19 protein-coding genes are annotated in these 23,899 nt (G+C 39.2%); all 19 read left to right on the top strand.

Annotated features, from left to right (window positions below; genetic code table 11):
- Positions 1-221 precede the first annotated feature (221 nt).
- Positions 222-998: an isoprenyl transferase gene (locus tag BQ5321_RS15335; protein ID WP_071395308.1), complete on the top strand. Its 777-nt coding sequence runs from the start codon at positions 222-224 to the stop codon at positions 996-998.
- A gap of 19 nt (positions 999-1,017) precedes the next feature.
- Positions 1,018-1,806: a phosphatidate cytidylyltransferase gene (locus tag BQ5321_RS15330; protein WP_071395307.1), complete on the top strand. Its 789-nt coding sequence runs from the start codon at positions 1,018-1,020 to the stop codon at positions 1,804-1,806.
- Between the two features lie 92 nt (positions 1,807-1,898).
- On the top strand, positions 1,899-3,041 hold the full coding sequence (gene dxr / locus BQ5321_RS15325; RefSeq protein WP_071395306.1) for a 1-deoxy-D-xylulose-5-phosphate reductoisomerase: 1,143 nt from the start codon (positions 1,899-1,901) through the stop codon (positions 3,039-3,041).
- 65 nt (positions 3,042-3,106) lie between these two features.
- A complete protein-coding gene (gene rseP, locus BQ5321_RS15320; protein WP_071395305.1) occupies positions 3,107-4,372 on the top strand; it encodes an RIP metalloprotease RseP in 1,266 nt (421 codons plus the stop codon).
- A 120-nt stretch (positions 4,373-4,492) separates the two neighbouring features.
- Positions 4,493-6,193 (top strand): proline--tRNA ligase, encoded by a 1,701-nt coding sequence (locus BQ5321_RS15315; RefSeq protein WP_071395304.1) that lies wholly within the window; start codon positions 4,493-4,495, stop codon positions 6,191-6,193.
- 162 nt (positions 6,194-6,355) lie between these two features.
- On the top strand, positions 6,356-10,672 hold the full coding sequence (locus BQ5321_RS15310) for a PolC-type DNA polymerase III (protein ID WP_071395303.1): 4,317 nt from the start codon (positions 6,356-6,358) through the stop codon (positions 10,670-10,672).
- A gap of 388 nt (positions 10,673-11,060) precedes the next feature.
- On the top strand, positions 11,061-11,531 hold the full coding sequence (gene rimP / locus BQ5321_RS15305) for a ribosome maturation factor RimP (RefSeq protein WP_071395302.1): 471 nt from the start codon (positions 11,061-11,063) through the stop codon (positions 11,529-11,531).
- 38 nt (positions 11,532-11,569) lie between these two features.
- Complete coding sequence (nusA, locus tag BQ5321_RS15300) at positions 11,570-12,751, top strand: transcription termination factor NusA (RefSeq protein WP_071395301.1); 1,182 nt, start codon at positions 11,570-11,572, stop codon at positions 12,749-12,751.
- 15 nt (positions 12,752-12,766) lie between these two features.
- Positions 12,767-13,054, top strand: a complete 288-nt coding sequence (gene rnpM, locus BQ5321_RS15295) for an RNase P modulator RnpM (RefSeq protein WP_071395300.1) — start codon at positions 12,767-12,769, stop codon at positions 13,052-13,054.
- Positions 13,054-13,356, top strand: a complete 303-nt coding sequence (locus BQ5321_RS15290; RefSeq protein WP_071395299.1) for a YlxQ family RNA-binding protein — start codon at positions 13,054-13,056, stop codon at positions 13,354-13,356. The genes rnpM and BQ5321_RS15290 overlap by 1 nt, the downstream gene beginning before the upstream one ends.
- 20 nt (positions 13,357-13,376) lie before the next feature.
- Complete coding sequence (gene infB, locus BQ5321_RS15285) at positions 13,377-15,551, top strand: translation initiation factor IF-2 (protein WP_071395298.1); 2,175 nt, start codon at positions 13,377-13,379, stop codon at positions 15,549-15,551.
- Positions 15,551-15,832, top strand: coding sequence for a DUF503 domain-containing protein (locus BQ5321_RS15280; protein WP_071395297.1), 282 nt, complete (start codon positions 15,551-15,553; stop codon positions 15,830-15,832). The genes infB and BQ5321_RS15280 overlap by 1 nt, the downstream gene beginning before the upstream one ends.
- A 203-nt stretch (positions 15,833-16,035) precedes the next feature.
- The gene (rbfA, locus tag BQ5321_RS15275) at positions 16,036-16,413 is read left to right on the top strand and encodes a 30S ribosome-binding factor RbfA (protein WP_071395296.1); all 378 of its coding nucleotides are present in this window, start codon (positions 16,036-16,038) and stop codon (positions 16,411-16,413) included.
- Between the two features lie 69 nt (positions 16,414-16,482).
- Positions 16,483-17,400, top strand: a complete 918-nt coding sequence (gene truB / locus BQ5321_RS15270) for a tRNA pseudouridine(55) synthase TruB (protein ID WP_071395295.1) — start codon at positions 16,483-16,485, stop codon at positions 17,398-17,400.
- A 30-nt stretch (positions 17,401-17,430) separates the two neighbouring features.
- Positions 17,431-18,405: a bifunctional riboflavin kinase/FAD synthetase gene (gene ribF / locus BQ5321_RS15265; RefSeq protein WP_071395294.1), complete on the top strand. Its 975-nt coding sequence runs from the start codon at positions 17,431-17,433 to the stop codon at positions 18,403-18,405.
- A 108-nt stretch (positions 18,406-18,513) separates the two neighbouring features.
- On the top strand, positions 18,514-18,783 hold the full coding sequence (rpsO, locus tag BQ5321_RS15260; RefSeq protein WP_071395293.1) for a 30S ribosomal protein S15: 270 nt from the start codon (positions 18,514-18,516) through the stop codon (positions 18,781-18,783).
- Between the two features lie 245 nt (positions 18,784-19,028).
- A complete protein-coding gene (pnp, locus tag BQ5321_RS15255) occupies positions 19,029-21,149 on the top strand; it encodes a polyribonucleotide nucleotidyltransferase (protein WP_071395292.1) in 2,121 nt (706 codons plus the stop codon).
- Positions 21,150-21,290: 141 nt separating this feature from the next.
- Positions 21,291-22,277 carry a polysaccharide deacetylase family protein gene (locus tag BQ5321_RS15250; RefSeq protein WP_071395291.1) on the top strand — a complete coding sequence of 329 codons (987 nt, stop codon included), beginning with the start codon at positions 21,291-21,293 and terminating at the stop codon, positions 22,275-22,277.
- Between the two features lie 345 nt (positions 22,278-22,622).
- Positions 22,623-23,858, top strand: coding sequence for a M16 family metallopeptidase (locus BQ5321_RS15245; protein ID WP_071395290.1), 1,236 nt, complete (start codon positions 22,623-22,625; stop codon positions 23,856-23,858).
- Positions 23,859-23,899 lie beyond the last annotated feature (41 nt).

The raw sequence follows: 23,899 nt of genomic DNA, 5'->3' as shown, positions 1-23,899 counted from the left end.
TTAAGTGAAAGGACCCTCTATCGATTAGGGGGTTTTTTTACTCATTGAAGGGTAACCGTAAACAGGAGAGAATCTAACTTTTTGCAGGCGCAAATTCGTGATAATAGAGATATCAGTAGGAATTTTTGGTATTATAGAACAAGGTAGTTTTGGCTACCAATGATTAAGACGGGATTCATCTTTTGTCGGAGGGTGAGATTAACCTTTTGGAGGAGCTACAAATGTTTAGTAAATTTAATATATGGAAGACGACAAAAAACTCTTCCAATCTCCGAGAACGAATACAAAAAGTCCAAGAACAGCCTATTCCAGAACATATTGCTATTATAATGGATGGAAATGGTCGCTGGGCGAAAAAAAGAGCCTTGCCAAGAATAGCCGGACATCATGAGGGAATGAAGGTTGTTCGAAAAGTAACGAAAATGGCTAATCAATTAGGGGTAAAAACACTTACATTGTATGCTTTTTCAACGGAGAATTGGAAACGTCCCAAAACTGAAGTTGAATACTTGATGAAGCTTCCTGAGGAATTTCTCGGCACCTTCCTCCCTGAATTAATTACAGAAAACGTGAAGGTGAAAGTCATTGGTTATAAGGAGGAGCTTCCATCTCATACGTTTAATGCTGTCGAGAGAGCAATAGAACAAACAAAGGATAACACCGGTTTAATTTTAAATTTTGCTCTAAACTATGGTAGTAGATCGGAAATTATTGCAGGTGTAAAAAGCATTATGAACGATTACAAAAATGGTAAACTGAGCGAAGATGACATCAATGAAGAAGTCTTTTCGAAGCATTTAATGACAAGCGATTTAGCCGATCCTGACTTATTGATTCGAACTAGTGGTGAAATTAGGCTTAGCAATTTTATGCTTTGGCAGCTGGCCTATACTGAATTTTGGTTTACGGATGTTTTATGGCCAGATTTCGCTGAAGAGCATTTAATTGAAGCAATAGAAACATTTCAGAGACGCCAACGTCGTTTTGGTGGGGTCTAATAAAGGTGTTGACATTTAGATGAAACAAAGAATTATTACAGCTGTGATTTTTGGGGCAATTCTTATTTCCTTGACATTGGTCGGGGGAATACCATTTGTGATTCTAGCTTATTTATTCGCAACAATTGCCTTATATGAACTTTTAAAAATGAGAAAACTGAAATTGCTTTCCTTCTCTGGTATTATTTCATTATTTTCATTATGGTTTTTTCTCCTTCCGATTAAATATTCAGATATATTGGACCTTCTCCATATAACGAAAATTGAAGTCCTATTAATGACTGCTTTACTCTTATTTGCCTATATGGTTGCGACAAAGAATCGGTTTAGTTACGATGATGTGGCCTTCTCTATCATGGCCATTTTGTATATAGGAATGGGCTTTTATTATTTTATTGAAACGCGTGAAGCAGGTCTTGTTTATATTTTTTATTCATTATTTATCATTTGGGCAACTGATTCAGGTGCTTATTTTACGGGGCGTGCTATGGGTAAAAGGAAGCTTTGGCCTGATATCAGTCCCAATAAAACAATCGAAGGATCTATCGGTGGTATCGTGAGTGCCGTGATTGTAAGCATACCCTTTGGTTTATTTGGAGATATGGATATATCCCTTTTAATGCTTGGGGTTGTCACCATTTTTCTTTCTGTATTTGGACAAATTGGCGATCTTGTTGAATCAGCTTTAAAGCGCCATTATCATGTGAAAGATTCAGGGTCTATTTTGCCTGGTCATGGAGGGGTTTTAGATCGCTTTGATAGCCTCATTTTTGTCTGGCCGTTGATTCACTTTTTAAATTTATTATAGGAATTAAATCTTTTTCCGTTGGAATGTCTTTTCATTTACGTTAATATCTTAAAAAATAGTAAGGTTTTGTTGCAGATTAGGAGTGTTCTTTCATGAAAAACATCAGTTTATTAGGTGCAACGGGTTCAATTGGTACTCAAACAGTAGATATTATTATGAAGCATAGGGAAGAATTTTCTTTAGTAGCGATGTCAGTCGGTAAAAATATCCCACTAGCCAGGAAAATCATCCATGATTTATCGCCTGAACTTGTCTCAACTTTGGATAAAGCGGATGCCGAATTACTTCAAGCGGAGTTTCCGCATATCTCCTTTACATTCGGAGACAATGGAATGAGTGAAGTGGCTGTTTATGAGCCTGCGGATATTTTGGTTAACGGAGTAATGGGGAGTGTAGGGTTGCAGCCAACCTTGTATGCTATTGAAGCCAAAAAGACGATTGCCATTGCGAATAAAGAAACATTGGTGACAGCTGGACATCTTGTTATGGCAGCAGCCAATAAACATGGTGTGGATATTTTGCCGGTAGATAGTGAGCACTCAGCGATATTTCAGGCATTACAAGGAGAGCAGCGAAAGAATATAGAAAGAATCATTCTCACAGCTTCAGGAGGTAGTTTCAGAGATCGAACGAGAGCGGAGCTTCAACATGTTACAGTGGAAGAAGCTTTAAATCATCCTAATTGGTCAATGGGTGCAAAAATTACGATTGATTCTGCCACCATGATGAATAAAGGTTTAGAGGTTATTGAAGCCCATTGGCTTTTTGAGCTTCCCTATGAAAAAATCGATGTACTTCTCCATAAGGAAAGTGTTATTCATTCCATGGTAGAATTCCATGATAGCAGTATCATTGCTCAGCTAGGCAGCCCTGATATGCGAGTTCCAATTCAGTATGCATTAACATTTCCAGATAGAATCCCACTTGAATCTGCTCAAAGACTGAATTTGGCTGAATTTGGGAAGCTCCATTTTCAGGAAATGGACATGGACCGTTATCGCTGCATGAAATTTGCTTATGAGGCAGGCAAGGCTGGAGGATCTGTTCCTACTGTGCTAAATGCTGCAAATGAAGCTGCTGTTGCTTCATTTCTAAAGGGAAGAATCACTTTTTTACAAATCGAGGATTTGGTCGAACAAGCCCTAGAACGTCACAGCAAGATTATCAGTCCAAGTTTGTCGGAAATAGAGGAAATTGACCGTGAAACAAGGAGTTTTGTTCTTTCATTGCTATAATTAAGGTGAGGACACTATAATCGTTCATTTTCTTTACTCTATCTTTAAATAAAGGTGGTTATACATTGACAACAGTAATAGCCTTCATCGTTATTTTTGGGGCACTTGTGTTTTTCCATGAATTAGGACACTTAGTTTTTGCGAAAAGAGCAGGTATCCTATGTCGTGAATTTGCAATTGGTTTCGGGCCAAAGGTCTTTTCCTTTAAGAAAAGTGAAACGGTCTATACGATTCGATTGCTGCCTATCGGTGGATTTGTCAGAATGGCTGGTGAAGATCCCGAAGTAATAGAAATCAAACCAGGCTATCGAGTTGGATTAATTTTGGATCATGACGAAAAGGTGCAAAAAATTATTTTAAATAATAAGGATAAATTTCCGAATGCTATCGTCATGGAAGTGGAATATGCAGATATTGAACATGACCTGTTCATAAAGGGTTTTCTTGAGGGTGATGATGATGAGGTTATGAAGAGGTTTGAGATTCTTCCTAACGCAGTTATTGTGGAGGACGGTACAGAGTCTCAGATTGCCCCATATAATCGTCAGTTTGCTTCGAAAACACTGGGACAGCGAACGATGGCTATTTTCGCCGGTCCAATGATGAATTTTGTGTTAGCTTTTTTCATTTTTATTTTAATTGCATTATTGCAGGGAATACCTGCAAATGATCCGATGCTAGGAAAGTTGACAGAGGATGGCGCAGCACTGTCTGCAGGTATGAGGGAAGGCGATGTAGTTCAAACCATTGACGGTGTTGAAATATCAAACTGGTCAGATGTAGTTGAAGTTATTAGGAAAAGTCCAGAGAAAGAACTGACCTTTCTGATCAAACGAGATGGTACAGAGTTAGAGATTCCAGTTACCCCAAATACACAAAAATTAGAGGATGGTACTACGATTGGAATCATCGGGGTATATAGTCCAGTTGAAAAATCACCACTGAAAGCCATTACGTATGGGGCGACAGAAACCTATTTTTGGACGAAAGAAATTTTCTCAGCGCTTGGTAAATTATTAACCGGTCAATTTTCAATTGACGCCTTATCAGGTCCGGTTGGCATTTATCAATCAACAGATATGGTTGCTCAATCAGGCATTTATTACTTGATGAGATGGGCAGGGATGTTAAGCATTAACCTCGGTATTATGAATCTTTTACCTATACCTGCATTGGATGGCGGAAGATTGCTTTTCTTTGCTGTTGAGGCTGTTCGTGGAAAGCCAATTGACCGCCAGAAGGAAGGAATGATACATTTTCTTGGTTTTGCCCTCCTGATGCTCCTCATGCTTGTTGTAACATGGAATGATATCCAGCGATTCTTTTTGTAATAAGGCAAGTTACAAAGTGGGGGGCGATGTTTTGGGCCCTCCACTTATCTGTACGTATTATTAATCATAGATACGGAAATAGAGAAAATTACATTAATAAACATACCCGAGGTGCAAATTATGAAACAAAGTATGATGCTTATTCCCACTCTTAGAGAAGTTCCAGCAGATGCTGAAATAAAAAGTCACCAGCTCTTATTACGTGCTGGCTATATCCGCCAAAATGCAAGTGGCATATACAGCTATTTACCGTTAGCGAAACGGGTTATGCAAAAGGTGGAACAGATTGTCCGTGAAGAATTAGATGCAATTGGAGCGGTTGAATTATTCATGCCAACTATGCAACCGGCTGAGCTTTGGCAGGAGTCTGGCAGATGGCATTCATATGGTCCTGAGCTCATGCGATTACACGACCGTCATAACCGTGAGTTTGCGTTAGGACCGACACATGAAGAGGTAATCACAAGCATAGTTAAAGATGAGATAAAATCTTATAAACGTTTACCACTTTCTTTGTATCAAATTCAAACAAAGTTCCGTGATGAAAAAAGACCACGATTTGGTTTATTACGTGGTAGAGAGTTTATTATGAAGGATGCTTATTCTTTCCACTCTTCCAGGGAAAGCTTAGATGAGGTTTATGATCAATATTACCAGGCGTATTCTAATATTTTTTCCCGCTGCGGTTTAGATTTTCGTGCAGTTATTGCCGACTCAGGTTCGATTGGTGGGAAAGGGACACATGAGTTTATGGTTTTATCGGATATCGGTGAAGATACAATTGCATATTCAGATACATCCTCATATGCCGCAAATATAGAAATGGCACCGGTTGTTACTACATATGAAAGAAGTAATGAGCCTCTGCAGACATTAGAAAAGGTATTAACAGAAAATCAAAAAACAATTGCTGATGTTTCTGCATTCTTAAATGTCACAGCTGCAGAGTGTATTAAGTCTTTATTATTTAAAGTGGATGAGAAGTTTGTTCTTGTCTTAGTACGTGGTGACCATGAAGTCAATGACATTAAGTTAAAAAATATGTATGATGCGGATATTGTTGAACTTGCTGAACCAGAGGAAACTCTCAAGGTTCTAGGCTGTTCGATTGGGTCACTCGGTCCAGTAAATGCAAAGGGAGTAGAGATTATCGCAGATCATGCTGTAAAAGCCATCGTGAACGGAATATGTGGTGCGAATGAAGAGGATTACCATTATGTTAATGTCAATCCAGAACGTGACTTCTCTGTATCCCGTTATGAAGATTTACGTTTTATTATCGAAGGTGATCCGTCTCCAGATGGTGAAGGAACGATCTTGTTTGCAAAAGGTATTGAAGTAGGACATGTGTTTAAATTAGGTACGAAATATAGCGAAGCAATGAATGCAGTTTATTTAGATGAAAATGGAAAAGCTCAACCGTTCATTATGGGTTGTTATGGTATTGGGATTTCTCGAACAATGGCTTCGATTGTTGAACAATATAACGACGAAAAAGGTATTATCTGGCCAGTTGCCGTTGCTCCATTTGACCTTCACCTTGTTGCGGTCAATATGAAGGATGAGGCGCAAAGCTCACTTGCAAACAATCTATATCATGAACTAAAGCAAATCTATGACGTATTACTGGATGATCGTCAAGAGCGTCCAGGTGTTAAGTTTGCGGATAGTGATTTAATCGGTTTACCTGTACGTATTACGGTTGGTAAAAAAGCAAGTGAAGGAATTGTTGAAGTTAAGGTTCGTCATACCGGAGAAATGTTTGAGATTCATCAAAGTGAATTAATTGGAAGGGTTACTGAAATCCTTTCTACTTTATAATAGATAAAAAAGAGTTGGCGCAATTTCAAGCGTTAACTCTTTTTTTAGAATTTTACTCTCGTCTCAGTCAGGGAATTTCCCCTAAAAAAGAGTGTAATATGCTATAATACAATTTGTGTTTGAAAATACTGTCGAAAACATAATGGGAGGAGAGATATCGAAATGAGTGTTGACTCAGGAAAAAATGAGCGTTTTCAGCTCTTACTCCAGCAATTAAACCTTACTGAAGATGCCGTTGTTCCATATTTCTCGAAAGCCCAAATTGAAAAATTGGTGGTTGAAAAGAAAGCTAGAAAATGGCATTTTCACTTTTTATTCGAGAAAATTTTACCTTATAATATCTTAAGTACTTTTATCCATAAACTTGAAACAACGTTTTCATATATCGCTCAGGTTTCCTACTCAATTAAAGTATTAGATCCCCAATATACTGAACAGCTGGTAGTTGATTATTGGCGAAAATGTGTCCAAGAAATAGAAGGAATTTCACCACCACTTTCCAAGCTGCTGAATGAACAGATTCCCAAATTACAAGGAAATAAACTGACCATTAAAGTTCGAAATGAAATGGAAGGTTTATCCATCAAACGGAAATATGCTAGTTTAATCTCACAAATCTATGTAGAGTTTGGCTTCCCATTATTTGCAATAGATACGGAAGTATCTACCGAACAGGCAGATGAGGCCTATCAACAATTTTTATTAGCTAAGCAAAAAGAAGATGAAGAGCGAGGAATGCAAGCTCTTATCGAAATGCAAAAGCGTGATGAAAAAGCCGATGATGTGGCAGAGGTCAGTGGACCTGTAATGATTGGGTTAACCATCCGAGATGATGCAGAATATAGAAAGCTTGAAGAAATTACAGATGAAGAACGCCGGGTTTCGATTGAAGGCTATGTATTTGCTGCTGAAACGAAGGAGCTTCGTAGTGGCAGGACATTACTAACCTTTAAAATCACAGATTATACTAGCTCGATTCTTGTTAAAATGTTTTCGCGTGATAAAGAAGATGCCGCATTGTTTAACCATGTTAAAAAGGGCATGTGGTTAAAGGTAAGAGGTAGTATTCAAAACGATACCTTTGTACGTGACCTTGTCATGATTGGAAATGATGTGAATGAAATAAAGCCGCCGAGCAGAAAAGACACGGCACCAGAAGGAGAAAAACGTGTTGAGTTACATTTGCATACGCCGATGAGTCAAATGGATGCTGTCTCTTCTGTCAGTACCTTAGTCGGTCAAGCAAAGAAATGGGGTCATAAAGCAATTGCCATTACGGACCATGCTGTCGCCCAATCATTCCCGGAGGCCTTTAGTGCAGGTAAAAAAAATGATATTAAAATCCTCTATGGTGTAGAGGCTAACCTAGTAGATGATGGGGTTCCCATTGCCTATAACTCGGCTCATCGTAAATTAGCGGATGATACGTACGTTGTTTTTGATGTTGAAACAACAGGCCTTTCTGCAGTTTATGATACGATCATCGAATTGGCAGCAGTAAAGGTTCGTGGTGGGGAAATCATTGACCGCTTTGAATCTTTTGCCAACCCGCACCGTCCGCTGTCAGCTACGATCATTAATTTAACACACATTACAGATGATATGCTGCTAGATGCACCCGAAGTGGAAGCTGTGTTAAAAAGATTTCATACATGGGCAGAGGATGCTGTCCTTGTTGCACACAATGCATCCTTTGATATGGGCTTTTTAAATATGGGTTACACTAAGGTAGGTTTGGAAAAGGCTGCTAATCCAGTAATCGATACGCTAGAATTAGGGCGTTTTCTATATCCAGAGATGAAAAATCACCGTTTAAATACGCTCGCTAAAAAGCTCGATGTTGAATTAACACAGCATCACCGTGCCATTTACGATGCAGAAGCAACAGGCTATATCTTAATGAAAATGTTAAAGGACACGGCTGAAAAGGGAATTGAATATCATGACCAGTTAAATGACAATATGGGACAAGGGAATGCTTACCAAAGGGCAAGACCATACCATTGTACGTTATTAGCTCAAACTGATATAGGATTAAAAAATTTATTTAAATTAGTATCAATCTCCCATATTAATTATTTTTACCGGGTGCCAAGAATTCCCCGCTCACAGCTGGAAAAGTATCGTGAAGGCATTATTGTTGGCTCTGCCTGTGATAAAGGTGAAGTATTTGAAGGCATGATGCAAAAGGGTCCTGAGGAAGTTGAAAAGGCTGCTCGCTTTTATGATTATCTCGAGGTACACCCGAAAGAGGTATATCAGCATTTAATTGAACTTGAACTTATTCGTGATGAAAAGGCTTTAGAGGAAATTATTCATAATATTGTCAAACTCGGTGAAAAATTAAACATTCCCGTTGTTGCAACAGGAAATGTTCACTATCTAAATCCGAATGATAAAATCTACCGTAAGATATTAATCAGCTCACAGGGGGGAGCTAACCCGTTAAATCGCCATCAATTACCGGATGTCCATTTTAGAACAACGAATGAGATGCTCGAAGCGTTTGCTTTTCTCGGCAAAGAAAAAGCAAAGGAAATAGTGGTGGATAATACTAATAAAATTGCCGATATGATTGACGCGATTAAGCCAATTAAAGATGACCTTTACACACCTAAAATTGAAGGGGCCGAAGACGAAATTCGGAATATGAGCTATAGTATGGCCAAGCAAATCTATGGGGAACCGTTACCGGAAATTGTTGAGGCAAGGCTTGAAAAAGAATTAAAGAGTATAATTGGACATGGGTTTGCCGTTATATATTTGATTTCTCATAAGCTGGTGAAAAAATCACTTGATGATGGTTATCTGGTTGGTTCCCGTGGTTCAGTAGGGTCGTCCTTCGTTGCCACGATGACTGAAATTACGGAGGTTAATCCGCTGCCGCCGCATTATATATGTCCGCAATGTAAGCACTCGGAATTTTTTAATGATGGTTCTGTCGGTTCTGGTTTTGATCTGCCGGATAAGGATTGTCCAAACTGTGGCGCAAACTATAAAAAGGAAGGGCAGGATATCCCGTTTGAGACCTTCTTAGGCTTCAAAGGAGATAAGGTTCCGGATATTGACTTGAACTTTTCTGGAGAGTATCAGCCGCGCGCCCATAACTATACAAAAGTGTTATTTGGTGAGGATTACGTCTACCGTGCAGGGACGATTGGTACTGTGGCGGATAAAACGGCTTTCGGTTATGTAAAGGCCTATCAGAATGATCATAATCTTCAACTGCGCGGAGCAGAAATTGAGAGACTTGCTTCTGGCTGCACAGGAGTAAAACGTACTACTGGACAGCATCCGGGCGGTATCATTGTTATCCCGGATTATATGGATGTATATGATTTTTCGCCAATCCAATTCCCGGCCGACGACCGAAATTCAGAATGGAAAACAACTCATTTTGATTTCCATTCCATCCATGATAATGTATTGAAGCTGGATATTCTTGGACACGATGATCCAACCGTCATTAGAATGCTCCAGGATTTAAGTGGGATTGACCCTAAAACCATCCCAACGGATGATCCTGAAGTAATGAAGATATACAGTAGTACAGAATCATTGGGTGTAACAGAAGAACAGATTATGTGTAAAACAGGGACACTTGGTATTCCCGAGTTTGGTACTCGATTCGTTAGGCAGATGTTAGAAGATACAAAGCCGACAACGTTTTCTGAGCTCGTGCAGATATCTGGACTTTCACATGGTACGGATGTATGGCTTGGAAACGCACAGGAGCTGATTCAAAATAATATTTGTACACTTCCTGAAGTTATCGGCTGCCGTGATGATATTATGGTCTATTTAATTTATCAAGGCCTGGAGCCGTCACTAGCCTTCAAGATTATGGAATCTGTGCGGAAGGGAAAAGGCCTGACAGATGAAATGGAAGCTGAAATGCGTAAGAACGAGGTTCCAGAATGGTATATTGATTCCTGTAAAAAGATTAAGTATATGTTCCCGAAGGCTCACGCAGCAGCCTATGTATTGATGGGTGTACGTGTTGCGTATTTTAAAGTCCATCATCCGATATTGTATTACGCTGCCTATTTTACAGTCCGCGCTGAGGATTTTGACCTTGAAGCAATGGCAAAAGGGTCTGCTGCAATCAAAGTAAAGATTGATGAGATCAATGGAAAGGGCCTCGATGCTTCGACAAAGGAGAAGAATCTATTGACGGTATTAGAGCTTGCCCTTGAAATGTGCGAAAGGGGATTTTCTTTTAAGAATGTCGATTTATACCGTTCAAGTGCTACGGAATTTATTATTGATGGTCATTCACTTATTCCCCCGTTTAATGCCATTCCGGGTCTTGGTACAAATGCGGCATATAATATCGTAAAGGCACGTGAAGATGGAGAGTTTCTATCAAAAGAAGATCTGCAGCAAAGAGGAAAGGTCTCAAAGACAATTATGGAGTACCTGGATAGTCAAGGCTGTCTTGAAGCAATGCCAGATCAAAATCAGTTGTCATTGTTCTAGCGATTTTTCTGAAAAGGGGAGACGAGGTCTCTCCTTTTCTGTGTAGTCCGTTGCAACTGCCCAAGCCTCCTCACAGGCTCGTCTGCTGGGCGAGCCCCTTCCCCTTTTAATGGTTTGCATTAAATTTTTGGATATGGTATAGTTTTAGTGGAAATACTAAGGATAACTCTGGTAATTAAGAGTGGGGAAACCCACTCTTTCGTATTGTCTATACATATCCTGGTGAGTTATTGCTTTTAGAAACGGCCCTGTTTAAACAATACGGTTGATTTTGTAACTCCTGTGCTCCAGGCCCTCTTCATGTAATGGGAAGAAGGCGTAAGCAAAATACAGGAGTTTTCTACATTCACCTATAAATAATGGTGCTAAAATGCAAAGGAGGGATAATATGAGCAAAGTGACGGAAACGGTTAGTCAATTAGTCACACCAATATTGGATGATATGGGACTTGAACTTGTTGACATTGAATATGTTAAAGAAGGTAAAGACTGGTTTCTTAGAGTCTATATTGACAAAGAAGCCGGCATTGATATTGAGGAATGTGGATTGGTGAGTGAGCGGCTTAGTGATAAGCTCGACGAGGTTGATCCGATTGTGCATAATTACTTCCTTGAAGTTTCTTCACCTGGAGCAGAGCGCCCTCTAAAAAAGGATAAGGATTTTGAAAAAGCGATTGGGAAAAACGTCTTTATTAAAACCTATGAACCAATCGATGGTGAAAAGCAATTTGAAGGGCTTTTAACACATTTTGATGGAATAACTGTAACGGTAGAAATCAAAATAAAAACAAGAAAGAAAAGTGTGAACATTCCTTATGAAAAGGTAGCGCAGGCTAGACTTGCTGTCAGCTTTTCATAGCTAAAGGAACAACTGTAAATTAAGGGGGAACCATTCTCATGAGCAGTGAATTACTTGATGCTCTGTTATTGCTTGAAAAGGAAAAAGGAATTTCTCGTAATGTGATAATGGAAGCGATAGAAGCAGCGCTTATTTCTGCTTATCGCCGAAATTTTAATCAAGCTCAAAATGTAAGAATTGATATTAATTTAGGCGCTGGGACGATGCGAGTATTTGCTCGTAAAGAAGTTGTGGATGAAGTGTTTGATCCTCGTCTTGAAATATCGTTGGAAGATGCACGTCGGATTAATCCAAACTACCAACTTGAAGATGTGGTGGAACTTGAGGTTACACCAAAGGATTTTGGTAGAATAGCAGCGCAAACAGCTAAGCAGGTTGTGACTCAACGTGTTCGTGAAGCAGAACGTGGTATTATTTACTCAGAATTTATTGATCGTGAAGAGGATATCATGACTGGAATTGTTCAGCGCCAGGATCCTAAATTTATCTATGTCAGTTTAGGTAAAATTGAAGCCATCCTCCCAAGCAATGAACAGATGCCCAATGAGAGGTATAAGCCGCACGATCGTATCAAGGTTTTTCTAACAAAAGTGGAAAAAACAACGAAAGGCCCACAAATCTTTGTTTCTCGAACACATCCTGGGTTATTAAAGCGGTTATTTGAAATCGAAGTGCCTGAAATTTATGATGGAACGGTAGAAATAAAATCAGTCGCTCGTGAAGCTGGTGATCGCTCGAAAATCTCTGTTCACTCTGATAACTCTGAAGTAGATGCAGTCGGGGCATGTGTTGGTCCAAAAGGATCCCGTGTCCAGGCGATTGTCAATGAATTGAAGGGTGAAAAAATAGACATTGTCAAATGGTCAGATGACCCTGTTGTGTTTGTTGCAAATGCATTAAGTCCTTCTAAAGTTCTTGATGTTATTGTTAATGAAGCAGATAAAGCAACAACTGTTGTCGTGCCAGATTATCAGTTATCGCTTGCCATCGGTAAACGTGGTCAAAATGCACGTTTGGCTGCCAAACTGACTGGTTGGAAAATTGATATTAAATCAGAAAGTGATGCCCGGGATGCTGGAATATTCCCGCGTGAGGAAACTCTTCTAAGCTTTGAAGAAGAAGCAGATGATGATGTCGAATTTGAATTAACGAATGATTTTGAAGCGGTAGAGAATGAGGAAACCGGTTTAGATTTGAATGACGATGGAGCAGAAAAATAAAAAATCCAAGGAGGGATGAAGGTGATCAATCGAAAAAAAGTACCCTTACGTAAATGTGTCGTGACTGGTGAAATGAAGCCGAAAAAAGAACTGGTTCGAATCGTTCGCTCTAAAGAAGGAGAAGTGTCAGTCGATTTAACGGGTAAAAAATCTGGTCGAGGCGCATACCTTTCCTTGGATAAAGAAACCGTTCTAGCTGCAAAAAAGAAAAATGTCTTAGCCAATCATCTACAGGTAAAAATAGATGATACGATTTATGATGAATTATTACAGCTAATCGAAAAGCAGAATGGAGTATCCTAATGAATGAACAACAATGGATATCATTGCTTGGATTAGCCAATCGAGCGCGGAAAATTATTTCGGGAGAAGAGTTATCCGTAAAAGAAATTAGAAGTGGAAAAGCAAAGCTTGTTTTATTATCGGCCGATGCTTCTGCTAATACAGCGAAGAAAATAACAGATAAATGTAAATCCTACGGAGTTCCCTATAAGCTTATTGAGAACAGGGAAATACTTGGACATGCTATCGGGAAAGAAGCGCGTGTTGTTGTAGCAATACTAGATGAGGGATTTGCAAAAAAATTGATGACGCTGCTCGATTAAATATCAGCGGGGGTGAAAGTATGAGTAAATTGCGCGTGTACGAATACGCTAAAAAATTAAATATTTCAAGTAAAGAAGTTATTACGAAGTTAAAAGACATGAATATAGAGGTTTCAAATCATATGACAACACTTGAGGATGATGCTGTGAAAAAGCTTGATGGTCACTTTCAAAAAAAGGATAACAAAAAACCTGAATCAACCGGGCAGCAAGGAAATACAAAGCAGCAACAGTCTGGAACAGACAATCGTTCGGCGGTAAAAACGAAAGATGTGATTAAATCAACACCTAAAAAGCAAGGTCAAAACCCACAAGGTAATCAAAAAGGCGGCTTTAATAAGAATAAGGGTAAAAATAATCATAACCAGAATAAAAATAAAAACAACCAACATAGAGGTAAGCAACAGCAACATGGACAGCCTGAGAAGAAGAAAGAGAAAGAATTACCAGCAAAAATTACGTTTTCTGACTCTTTGACAGTGGCTGAGCTTGCGAAAAAACTGCATAGAGAACCGTCAGAAATCATCAAAAAGCTATTTTTACTTGGTGTTATGGCAACCATTAATCAAGATCTAGATAAGGATGCCATCGAGCTAATCGCCGGCGAATACGGAGTAGAAGTAGAAGAAGAGATTAAAATTGATACAACAGACCTTGAAGTTTACTTCACAGATGATGAGGAAGTTGAACTTGTTGAAAGACCTTCTGTTGTGACGATTATGGGTCACGTTGACCATGGGAAAACAACATTGCTTGATTCCATTCGTCATACAAAGGTAACAGCAGGTGAAGCTGGTGGTATCACACAGCATATTGGTGCCTATCAGGTGGTTGATAATGGGAAAAGGATTACGTTCTTAGATACTCCTGGACATGCTGCGTTTACAACAATGCGTGCTAGAGGTGCAAAAATTACGGATATCACTATTCTCGTTGTAGCGGCAGATGATGGTGTAATGCCACAGACAGTTGAGGCAATCAACCATGCAAAAGCGGCTGAAGTACCAATCATTGTTGCTGTTAATAAAATCGATAAGCCAACTGCAAATCCTGACCGGGTTATGCAGGAATTAACAGAACACGGTCTTATTCCGGAAGCATGGGGTGGAGACACTATTTTTGTTCCGTTATCTGCAAAAACAGGTGAAGGAATTGATTCCTTACTTGAAATGATTCTACTTGTAAGTGAAGTAGAAGAATATAAAGCAAATCCAAATCGAAAAGCTGTCGGAACGGTTATCGAAGCACAATTAGATAAGGGCCGTGGATCAGTCGCTACCCTGCTTGTACAAAATGGAACGTTAAAAGTGGGAGACCCAATTGTAGTTGGGAATACATTTGGACGCGTCCGTGCGATGGTGAATGATTTAGGACGCCGGGTAAAGGAAGCGGGTCCATCCACACCGGTCGAAATTACTGGATTAAATGAAGTTCCACAAGCAGGCGATCGTTTCGTTGTTTTTGAGGATGAAAAAACAGCTCGTCATGTTGGTGAGTTAAGAGCATCATCCGCTCTACAAGCACAGCGCAGTGAAAAAACAAGAATAAGTCTAGATAACTTATTTGAGCACATGAAGCAAGGCGAAATGAAGGAACTTAACATCATTATAAAAGCAGATGTGCAAGGGTCTGCTGAAGCACTTGCGGCATCGTTACAAAAAATTGATGTTGAAGGTGTAAATATCAAGATTATTCATACTGCAGTTGGAGCTATTAACGAATCCGATATTTCGCTTGCAGCTGCATCAAATGCAATTGTGATTGGATTTAACGTCCGCCCGGATAACAATGCAAAACGAGCTGCCGATCAAGAGGATGTTGACATTCGTTTACACCGTATTATCTATAAAGTAATTGAAGAGATTGAAGCAGCGATGAAAGGGATGCTTGATCCGGAATTCGAAGAAAAAATTATCGGGCAAGCAGAGGTTCGTCAAACCTTCAAGGTATCAAAAGTGGGAACGATTGCTGGAAGCTATGTTACGGACGGCAAGATTACCCGTGATAGTGGAATACGCTTAATTCGTGATGGAGTCGTCATTTTTGAAGGGGAAATTGATGACCTAAAACGTTTTAAGGATGATGTGAAGGAAGTTAGTCAAGGCTATGAATGTGGAATTACCATTAAGAACTTTAATGATGTTAAAGAAAATGATGTAATTGAAGCATATATAATGGAAGAAGTGGGACGTTAATGATAGTTGGGCTTGCCGCCTTCGAACTTATTATTTACGATGCTCATTCCTTAAAAGAAAAGCGAGCAGTCCTACAAAGAGTTATGACACGGTTAAAGCAAAAATATAATGTTTCAGTTGCTGAGGTGGACTTTCAAGATACCTGGCAAAGAAGTAAAATGGCTATAACTGCAGTTGCGTCTGCCCAAATAGGGGTAGAAAAGGAATTGCAGAATGCCCTTAAGTTTATTGATTCGTTTCCAGAATTGGAACGAACCATCACCGATATAGAATGGCTTTAACTTCATTCAGCAGAAGTCCTTCACTTCTAAAGTTAAGAGATGAATGCAAATTAAGCTTCGATTCATTGGGGGTTCAAACCCCTGCTGAATGAAGTTAAGCCTCCGGCGGATGTCTCGGATTTTTAAAGGTAATTTATCGAGCGAGATCGATAAAAATCCGGACGCAAATTCGACAAGCGAATTTGAGTAAACGAGGTGAGATTATGAGCGTTAGAGCAAATCGGGTTGGGGAGCAAATGAAAAAAGAGCTTGGTGAAATTATCGGGCGCAAAATTAAAGATCCCCGTATTGGCTTTGTTACTGTTACTGATGTACAGGTTACGGGTGACCTGCAGCAGGCAACCGTTTATATTTCAGTTTTAGGTGACGAAAAGCAGCGCGAAAATACGTTAATAGGACTTGCAAAAGCAAAAGGTTTTATTCGTTCTGAAATTGGACAACGAATTCGTTTGCGTAAAACACCTGAAATCTTGTTTGAATTTGATGAATCCATCGATTATGGACACCGTATTGATACTTTACTGCATCAGATTCACAAGGAAGAAAAAGTAAACGAACAAAATGAAAATGAACCATCATAACAAGGCTGAAAAAATGGATAGACCTAGTGTCTATCCATTTTTTTCAGAATAAGAAAGGACCTAAACATAATGGAAGGAATTATTCCACTTTATAAGCCTGCAGGGATGACATCACATGATTGTGTATTTAAATTAAGAAAAATACTTCATATGAAAAAAGTTGGTCATACTGGAACTCTCGACCCTGATGTAACGGGAGTATTACCCATTTGCCTTGGAAGAGCAACTAAGGTTGCAGAATACATAACGGATGCTGGTAAAGCATATGAAGGAGAAGTGACAATTGGATTTTCAACCAGCACGGAAGACGCTGCTGGAGAAATAATTGAACGAAAGCCGATTGACCGGATTATTGACCGCGGGGAAATTTTCGCTGTACTGAAGGAGTTAACAGGTACCATAACCCAAACACCTCCCATGTATTCGGCTGTTAAAGTCAATGGCAAACGGTTATATGAGTATGCTAGACAAGGAATTGAAGTTGAGCGCCCAACCAGAACGGTTACAATCTACTCAATCGATCTTCTTGATGATCGCGAGTCCTTTAGCGGCGAGCAAATTACATTTCGGTTTCGAGTATCATGCAGTAAAGGAACCTATATTCGCACTCTTGCTGTGATGATTGGAGAAGCGCTAGGTTATCCTGCCCATATGTCAGCTTTAAGCCGAATTCAATCAGCTTCCTTTTCACTTTCTGATTGCGTCACATTTGAAGAGATTGAAGCAAAGGTTGAAGCAGGGACGATTTCTGATTTATTATTTCCTCTTGAGGCGGCATTAGCTCATTTGCCCAAATATATGATTAGTGATAAAATAGCGGAGAAAGTCAAAAATGGAGCTATTATACCTATTCCTAATACCTTCATACATGAAAAGAATCCAATTGTGGTTGAAACAGAAGCTGGCCAAGCTTTAGCGATATATATGCATCATCCTACAAAGCCCGGGATGATGAAGCCAGCAAAAGTGCTAAGAGCTATAGAGTAAGCATGCTTTAAAGAAAAGGTGATACCGAAAGTGGAAGTATATTATTTAGATCATCCGCATTATATGAAAAAAGAGGACATCCCGCCATTGGCAATGGCTTTAGGGTTTTTTGATGGTGTACATCTTGGACATCAAAAAGTAATTGCAGCTGCAAAAAGGGAAGCTGACCAAAAAGGCTATAAAAGCGCTGTAATGTCGTTTAATCCGCATCCTTCAGTTGTATTGGGTAGAAGTGTACAGCATGTTCAATATATTACCCCGCTTGAAGAAAAAATCAGGTTAATCCATGATTTAGGCATTGATTATTTTTTTATTGTTCGTTTTACAGAAGAATTTGCCAACTTATTACCTCAGGAATATGTTGATCGATTTTTGATTGATTTAAACGTTAAGCATGTTGTGGCAGGTTTTGATTATACATATGGCCGTATGGGCAAGGGGACAATGGAAACATTACCATTCCATGCAAGAGAAATGTTTACTTTTTCCGTTGTGGATAAACTGCAATATGGACAGGAAAAAATAAGCTCCACAGCGATTAGAGGCTGTATTCATGATGGAAGAATGGAGCAACTTCCACATTTTCTTGGTCGTTTTTATACAACAAAAGGTAAGGTTATTCATGGTGAAAAACGAGGCAGGACGATTGGATTTCCAACAGCAAATATTGATATTCATGATGATTATTTACTGCCTCCGACCGGTGTTTATGCAGTAAAGTTAACGATTGAAAAAAGCGGTGAGACCTTCAAGGGTGTATGTAATGTTGGCTATAAGCCGACCTTTCATAAGGAACAGACCGATAAACCATCTATCGAGGTATTTATTTTTGATTTTGACCGCTACATTTATGATGAAAAAGTGACCATTGAGTGGCATCGCCGGCTGCGGAGTGAACAAAAGTTTTCTGGCATTGATGAGCTTATTGCACAAATTGAAAAAGATAAAGCACAGGCCCATGATTACTTTGAAAAAATCAGGAAAGAAACTTGCATTTTATCGTAAAAAGTTGTATTCTTATTAACGTATCAAATTGAACCTTTGCTTGGCAATACGACTCACCAACGTTTGCTCAGTAATAGGGGATTTGAAAAATTTAGGAGGTGAAGCAGGATGGCAATCACTCAAGAGCGCAAAAATGAACTTATCAATGAGTACAAAGTACACGATACGGATACTGGTTCTCCAGAAGTTCAAATCGCTGTCCTTACAGAATCGATTAACAATTTAAATGAGCATTTACGTACACATAAAAAGGATCATCACTCACGTCGTGGTCTTTTGAAAATGGTTGGTAAGCGTCGTAATTTATTAACTTACCTACGTAATAAAGATGTTCAACGTTATCGTGAACTGATTAATAAGCTTGGTTTACGTAGATAGTCAATGAAAAGCGGGATTTTTCCCGCTTTTTTATTAGCGTAAAATTAGATACCATAATATGGGTAGAGATATTTGCGTTGAATTGTACTATAGCAGAGCTTAATTTTTTTAAAAAATGTACATAATAGTAATAGCTATGTTTTACTAAATGAAAACTGCTTTATATATATAGAATAAGTATGTGCGAATGGATAATGTTTCGCAGTACCTCTAATGTATTTTAGGTAGAGAGGAGTAATAAATGAATGGGACAAGATAAGCATGTTTATTCAATAAATTGGGCTGGCCGAAATTTAACAGTTGAAATTGGACAGTTAGCTAAACAAGCGAATGGTGCTGTTTTAGTTCGCTATGGTGATTCAGCAGTATTAAGTACTGCAACCGCTTCAAAGGAGCCAAAAAACGTTGACTTTTTTCCGTTAACTGTAAATTATGAGGAACGTCTGTATGCAGTTGGAAAAATCCCCGGCGGGTTTATTAAAAGAGAGGGTCGTCCAAGTGAACGGGCAATACTTGCTAGTCGATTAATTGACAGACCAATTCGCCCCTTATTTGCTGATGGATTTAGGAATGAAGTTCAAGTTGTCAGCATGGTAATGAGTGTGGACCAGGATTGTTCAACTGAGATGGCTGCAATGTTTGGTTCCTCACTTGCACTAAGCGTGTCGGATATTCCATTCAAAGGACCAATTGCAGGCGTGACAGTTGGAAGAATTGATGGTCAGTTTATTATCAACCCTACCGTGGAACAAGAAGAACAAAGTGATATTCATTTAATTGTCGCTGGAACTAAGGATGCCATTAATATGGTTGAAGCAGGTGCAGATGAAGTACCAGAAGAAATCATGTTAGAAGCGATTATGTTTGGACATGAAGAAATCAAGCGATTAATCGCCTTCCAAGAAACGATTGTTGCAGAAATCGGTAAAGAAAAACTTGAAGTAGTTCTTTTTGAGCTTGATTCAGAATTAGAAGCAGAGATTCGTTCGCTTTGTGAATCGGATATGATTCAAGCGATTCAAGTGCAAGAGAAACATGCTCGCGAGGAAGCGATTAAGAAAGTAAAAGATCTTGTCATGAGCAAATATGAAGAAAAAGAAGCCGAGGAAGAGACCTTAAAGCAGGTTAAACAAATATTAGATAAGCTTGTTAAAGGTGAAGTCCGTCGTCTAATTACAGAAGAGAAGGTACGACCTGATGGACGTGGTGTTGATGAAATTCGTCCGTTATCTTCTGAAGTTAATATTTTACCTCGTACACATGGTTCCGGCTTGTTTACACGTGGACAAACGCAGGCCTTAAGTATTTGTACTCTTGGTGCCTTAGGTGACGTTCAAATATTAGATGGACTAGGGCTTGAAGAAGAAAAGCGGTTTATGCATCACTATAATTTTCCTAATTTTAGTGTTGGTGAAACAGGACCAATGCGTGGTCCGGGCCGCCGTGAAATTGGCCATGGTGCATTAGGAGAACGGGCGTTAGTCGCTGTTATACCAGATGATAAGGAATTTCCATATACGATTCGCTTAGTTTCGGAAGTATTGGAATCAAATGGGTCAACGTCTCAAGCTAGTATTTGTGCGAGCACACTTGCTATGATGGACGCTGGGGTGCCAATTAAAGCACCTGTTGCTGGTATTGCCATGGGATTAGTGAAGTCAGGTGAATACTATACAATTTTAACCGATATCCAAGGGATGGAAGATCACCTTGGTGATATGGATTTTAAAGTTGCTGGGACAGCTAAAGGTGTAACAGCCTTACAAATGGATATAAAAATTGAAGGGCTTTCTCGTGAAATTATAGAAGAAGCATTGCAGCAGGCGAAAAAAGGTCGTATGCAAATTTTAGATTCTATGCTGGCTACTATCGATAGTCCAAGAGGTCAACTATCTAAGTTTGCTCCTAAAATTCTAACAATGTCCATTAACCCTGATAAAATTCGTGATGTTATTGGACCAAGCGGTAAACAAATCAATAAGATTATCGAAGAAACAGGCGTAAAAATTGATATTGAGCAGGATGGTACGGTCTTTATTTCTTCTGTAGATGAGGAAATGAATCAAAAGGCCAAGCATATTATTGAGGATATTGTTCGAGAAGTCGTAGCAGGTCAGTTGTATCTTGGCAAAGTGAAGCGAATCGAGAAATTTGGTGCATTCGTTGAAATATTCCAGGGTAAGGATGGTCTTGTACACATTTCTGAACTAGCAGAAGAGCGAGTTGGGAAAGTAGAAGACGTCGTGAAGATTGGTGACGAAATGCTAGTTAAAGTTCTTGAAATCGACAAACAGGGACGTGTCAACCTTTCTCGAAAGGCAGTCTTAAAGGAGCAGCGTGAGCACGAACAAAGTACGCAGAAATAACAAATAAGACCATGAAAAACAGTCAGGAGATCTGGCTGTTTCTTTTTGTTCTTCTAGGTCAGGTGAACAATCGATTCTGCTTCCTTTTTTCGTTCTACCTTGTCCCTCTTTTTCATATTTTAAAAGGAGGAGGCAGGTTCAATGAAAAAAATGTTTGTTTTTGGATTTATTTTTGTAGTGGCTTTCATGCTGGTTAGCAATCCTTTTACGACTGAATATTTAAGTAACATGAAGGGTAGTTCATTTTCGGTAAGTAAACCAAAGGATTCTCTTTTTCAAGAAATTGTCTTGAAAAGTGAAGAATATGAAGTTCCTCCTAGCGATGCAAAAATTGACCCAATCTGGAAGGCGATCCCTGGCTATAATGGCTTAAAGGTCGATGCTGAAGCTTCTTATAAAAAAATGAAAAGCAGCGGTGAATTTGTGGAAGACAAGCTGGTCTTTAGACAAATAAAGCCAAAGGTTCATCTTGATGAGCTTCCGCCTGCACCTGTTTACAAAGGACATCCAGATAAACCAATGGTTAGCTTTATCATAAATGTTGCCTGGGGAAATGAATATTTATCGGAAATGCTAGCTACTTTGAAAAGTCATCATATTAAGGCAACCTTTTTTCTAGAAGGAAGATGGGTTCAAAAAAACCCTGAGCTTGCAAAACTGATTGCTGATGCAGGACATGAGGTAGGGAATCATTCTTTTACTCATCCAGATTTAAAAGTAAGCTCAACAACTAAAATACGTCAAGAAATTATGAGAACAAATGAAGTCATTAAAGCCACGACAGGATTGAACCCGGAATGGTTCGCACCTCCTAGTGGTAGCTTTCGTGATGAAGTGATTTCGGTTGCAGCTGAAGAAAAAATGGGGACTATTATGTGGAGCGTTGATACGGTTGATTGGCAAAAACCCTCACCTGATGTATTAATCAATCGAGTGATGAGCAAGGTACATAATGGTGCCATTATTCTCATGCACCCCACTTCCTCAACGGCAAAATCATTAGATCAATTAATTGTTAGGATAAAGGGGAAAGGTTTACAGATTGACACAATTACTGAATTACTAAATGAAGATAGAATAATGGAAAACTTTCCCGAGGGGAAAATAGAGAAAAAACCTAAAAATTGAGTTATTTTGCCTAAAAGTCAAGATTTTGGAAAAAATAACGTTATTAGTATATACTTACTTGGCATAGGATGAAAAAGTTTTAACTTCATTCAGCATAAGCTTTTTGTACCGAAAGCTTGCGACAGGTACAGAAGTCTTCCACTTCTACAAGTGGGGGATGAATGCAAATGGTACTTCGATTCAGTGAGGTTTCAAACCCCGGCTGAATGAAGTTAAGCCTCCGGCGGATGTCTCGGATTTTTAATGGTAGTTTATCGAGCGAGCTCAGGTAATCCGGACGCAAATTCGACGGGCGAATTTGATTTGGCAATGAAGCAACTGAGGTTTAGAACAGGAGGAGTTTATTTGATCAAGAAATATACATGTCAAAATGGTGTTAGAGTCGTATTAGAAAATATTCCAACCGTTCGTTCTGTTGCAATCGGTGTATGGATTGGTACCGGATCACGAAATGAGACTCCAGCTAATAATGGGATTTCCCACTTTTTGGAGCATATGTTCTTTAAGGGAACAAAGACACGAACTGCACGTGAGATTGCGGAGTCCTTTGATAGTATCGGTGGGCAGGTAAATGCCTTTACGTCAAAGGAATATACCTGCTACTATGCAAAAGTTCTTGATAACCATGCACAGTTTGCCTTAGAAGTACTAGCTGATATGTTTTTTAATTCGACATTTGTGGAAGAAGAATTAGTCAAAGAAAAAAATGTTGTCTATGAAGAAATAAAGATGTATGAAGATACGCCAGATGACATTGTTCATGATTTACTTAGTAAAGCCATTTACGAGGATCATTCACTCGGCTATCCCATTTTAGGTACTGAGGAAACCTTATCAACCTTTACAAGTGACACATTAAAGGAATATGTACATAGCATGTATACTCCCGAACATGTAGTTATATCGGTAGCAGGTAATATATCAGATGCTTTTATTAAAGAAGTAGAGACATTATTTGGATCCTATGAAGGTGGCAAGCGTGAGATTGAAACCTCGATACCTGTTTTTCATACAAACAGGATTGCCCGTAAAAAAGAAACGGAACAGGCGCACCTTTGCCTTGGATATGAGGGCTTACAGGTTGGACATGATGACATTTATAGTCTTATTTCGCTCAATAATATACTGGGAGGCAGTATGAGCAGCCGTTTGTTCCAGGATGTCAGGGAGCAAAGAGGTTTGGCCTATTCAGTCTTCTCCTACCATTCGGCTTTCGAGGATACTGGGATTGTAACAATTTATGGAGGAACAGGTGCTAAGCAGCTTGATCTCCTTTATGAGACTATCCAGGAAACACTTGCGGTCTTAAAAAGAGATGGTATTACAGAGAAGGAATTGACAAATAGTAAAGAGCAGTTAAAAGGAAGCTTAATGTTGAGCTTAGAAAGTACAAACAGCCGGATGAGTCGAAACGGTAAAAATGAGCTGCTATTGGGCCTGCACCGTTCTCTTGATGAGATTGTGGAACAAATTGATTCCGTAACAAAAGAAGATGTCGATCGGATGGCTAATAAAGTATTTACTGATCACTGCTCAGTTTCATTAATTAGTCCTAACGGAGAACTGCCAAAAGGAGTCTAATACGCTAATGCTTCCAACGGATGTCACGGTTATAATCTGTA

Source organism: Bacillus tuaregi (genome assembly GCF_900104575.1).
GTDB classification, from domain to species: Bacteria; Bacillota; Bacilli; order Bacillales; family Cytobacillaceae; genus Bacillus_BD; species Bacillus_BD tuaregi.
Note: the sequence above shows the minus strand (reverse complement) of the source record. Positions and strands in the feature narration are given on the sequence as shown.

Bases quoted from the DNA above. Each gene is read 5' to 3' on its own strand.
- BQ5321_RS15335 (WP_071395308.1), top strand. From the start codon at position 222: ATGTTTAGTAAATTTAATATATGGAAGACGACAAAAAACTCTTCCAAT.
- BQ5321_RS15330 (WP_071395307.1), top strand. From the start codon at position 1,018: ATGAAACAAAGAATTATTACAGCTGTGATTTTTGGGGCAATTCTTATT.
- dxr (WP_071395306.1), top strand. From the start codon at position 1,899: ATGAAAAACATCAGTTTATTAGGTGCAACGGGTTCAATTGGTACTCAA.
- BQ5321_RS15315 (WP_071395304.1), top strand. From the start codon at position 4,493: ATGAAACAAAGTATGATGCTTATTCCCACTCTTAGAGAAGTTCCAGCA.
- BQ5321_RS15310 (WP_071395303.1), top strand. From the start codon at position 6,356: ATGAGTGTTGACTCAGGAAAAAATGAGCGTTTTCAGCTCTTACTCCAG.
- rimP (WP_071395302.1), top strand. From the start codon at position 11,061: ATGAGCAAAGTGACGGAAACGGTTAGTCAATTAGTCACACCAATATTG.
- nusA (WP_071395301.1), top strand. From the start codon at position 11,570: ATGAGCAGTGAATTACTTGATGCTCTGTTATTGCTTGAAAAGGAAAAA.
- rnpM (WP_071395300.1), top strand. From the start codon at position 12,767: ATGAAGGTGATCAATCGAAAAAAAGTACCCTTACGTAAATGTGTCGTG.
- BQ5321_RS15290 (WP_071395299.1), top strand. From the start codon at position 13,054: ATGAATGAACAACAATGGATATCATTGCTTGGATTAGCCAATCGAGCG.
- infB (WP_071395298.1), top strand. From the start codon at position 13,377: ATGAGTAAATTGCGCGTGTACGAATACGCTAAAAAATTAAATATTTCA.
- BQ5321_RS15280 (WP_071395297.1), top strand. From the start codon at position 15,551: ATGATAGTTGGGCTTGCCGCCTTCGAACTTATTATTTACGATGCTCAT.
- rbfA (WP_071395296.1), top strand. From the start codon at position 16,036: ATGAGCGTTAGAGCAAATCGGGTTGGGGAGCAAATGAAAAAAGAGCTT.
- truB (WP_071395295.1), top strand. From the start codon at position 16,483: ATGGAAGGAATTATTCCACTTTATAAGCCTGCAGGGATGACATCACAT.
- rpsO (WP_071395293.1), top strand. From the start codon at position 18,514: ATGGCAATCACTCAAGAGCGCAAAAATGAACTTATCAATGAGTACAAA.
- pnp (WP_071395292.1), top strand. From the start codon at position 19,029: ATGGGACAAGATAAGCATGTTTATTCAATAAATTGGGCTGGCCGAAAT.
- BQ5321_RS15250 (WP_071395291.1), top strand. From the start codon at position 21,291: ATGAAAAAAATGTTTGTTTTTGGATTTATTTTTGTAGTGGCTTTCATG.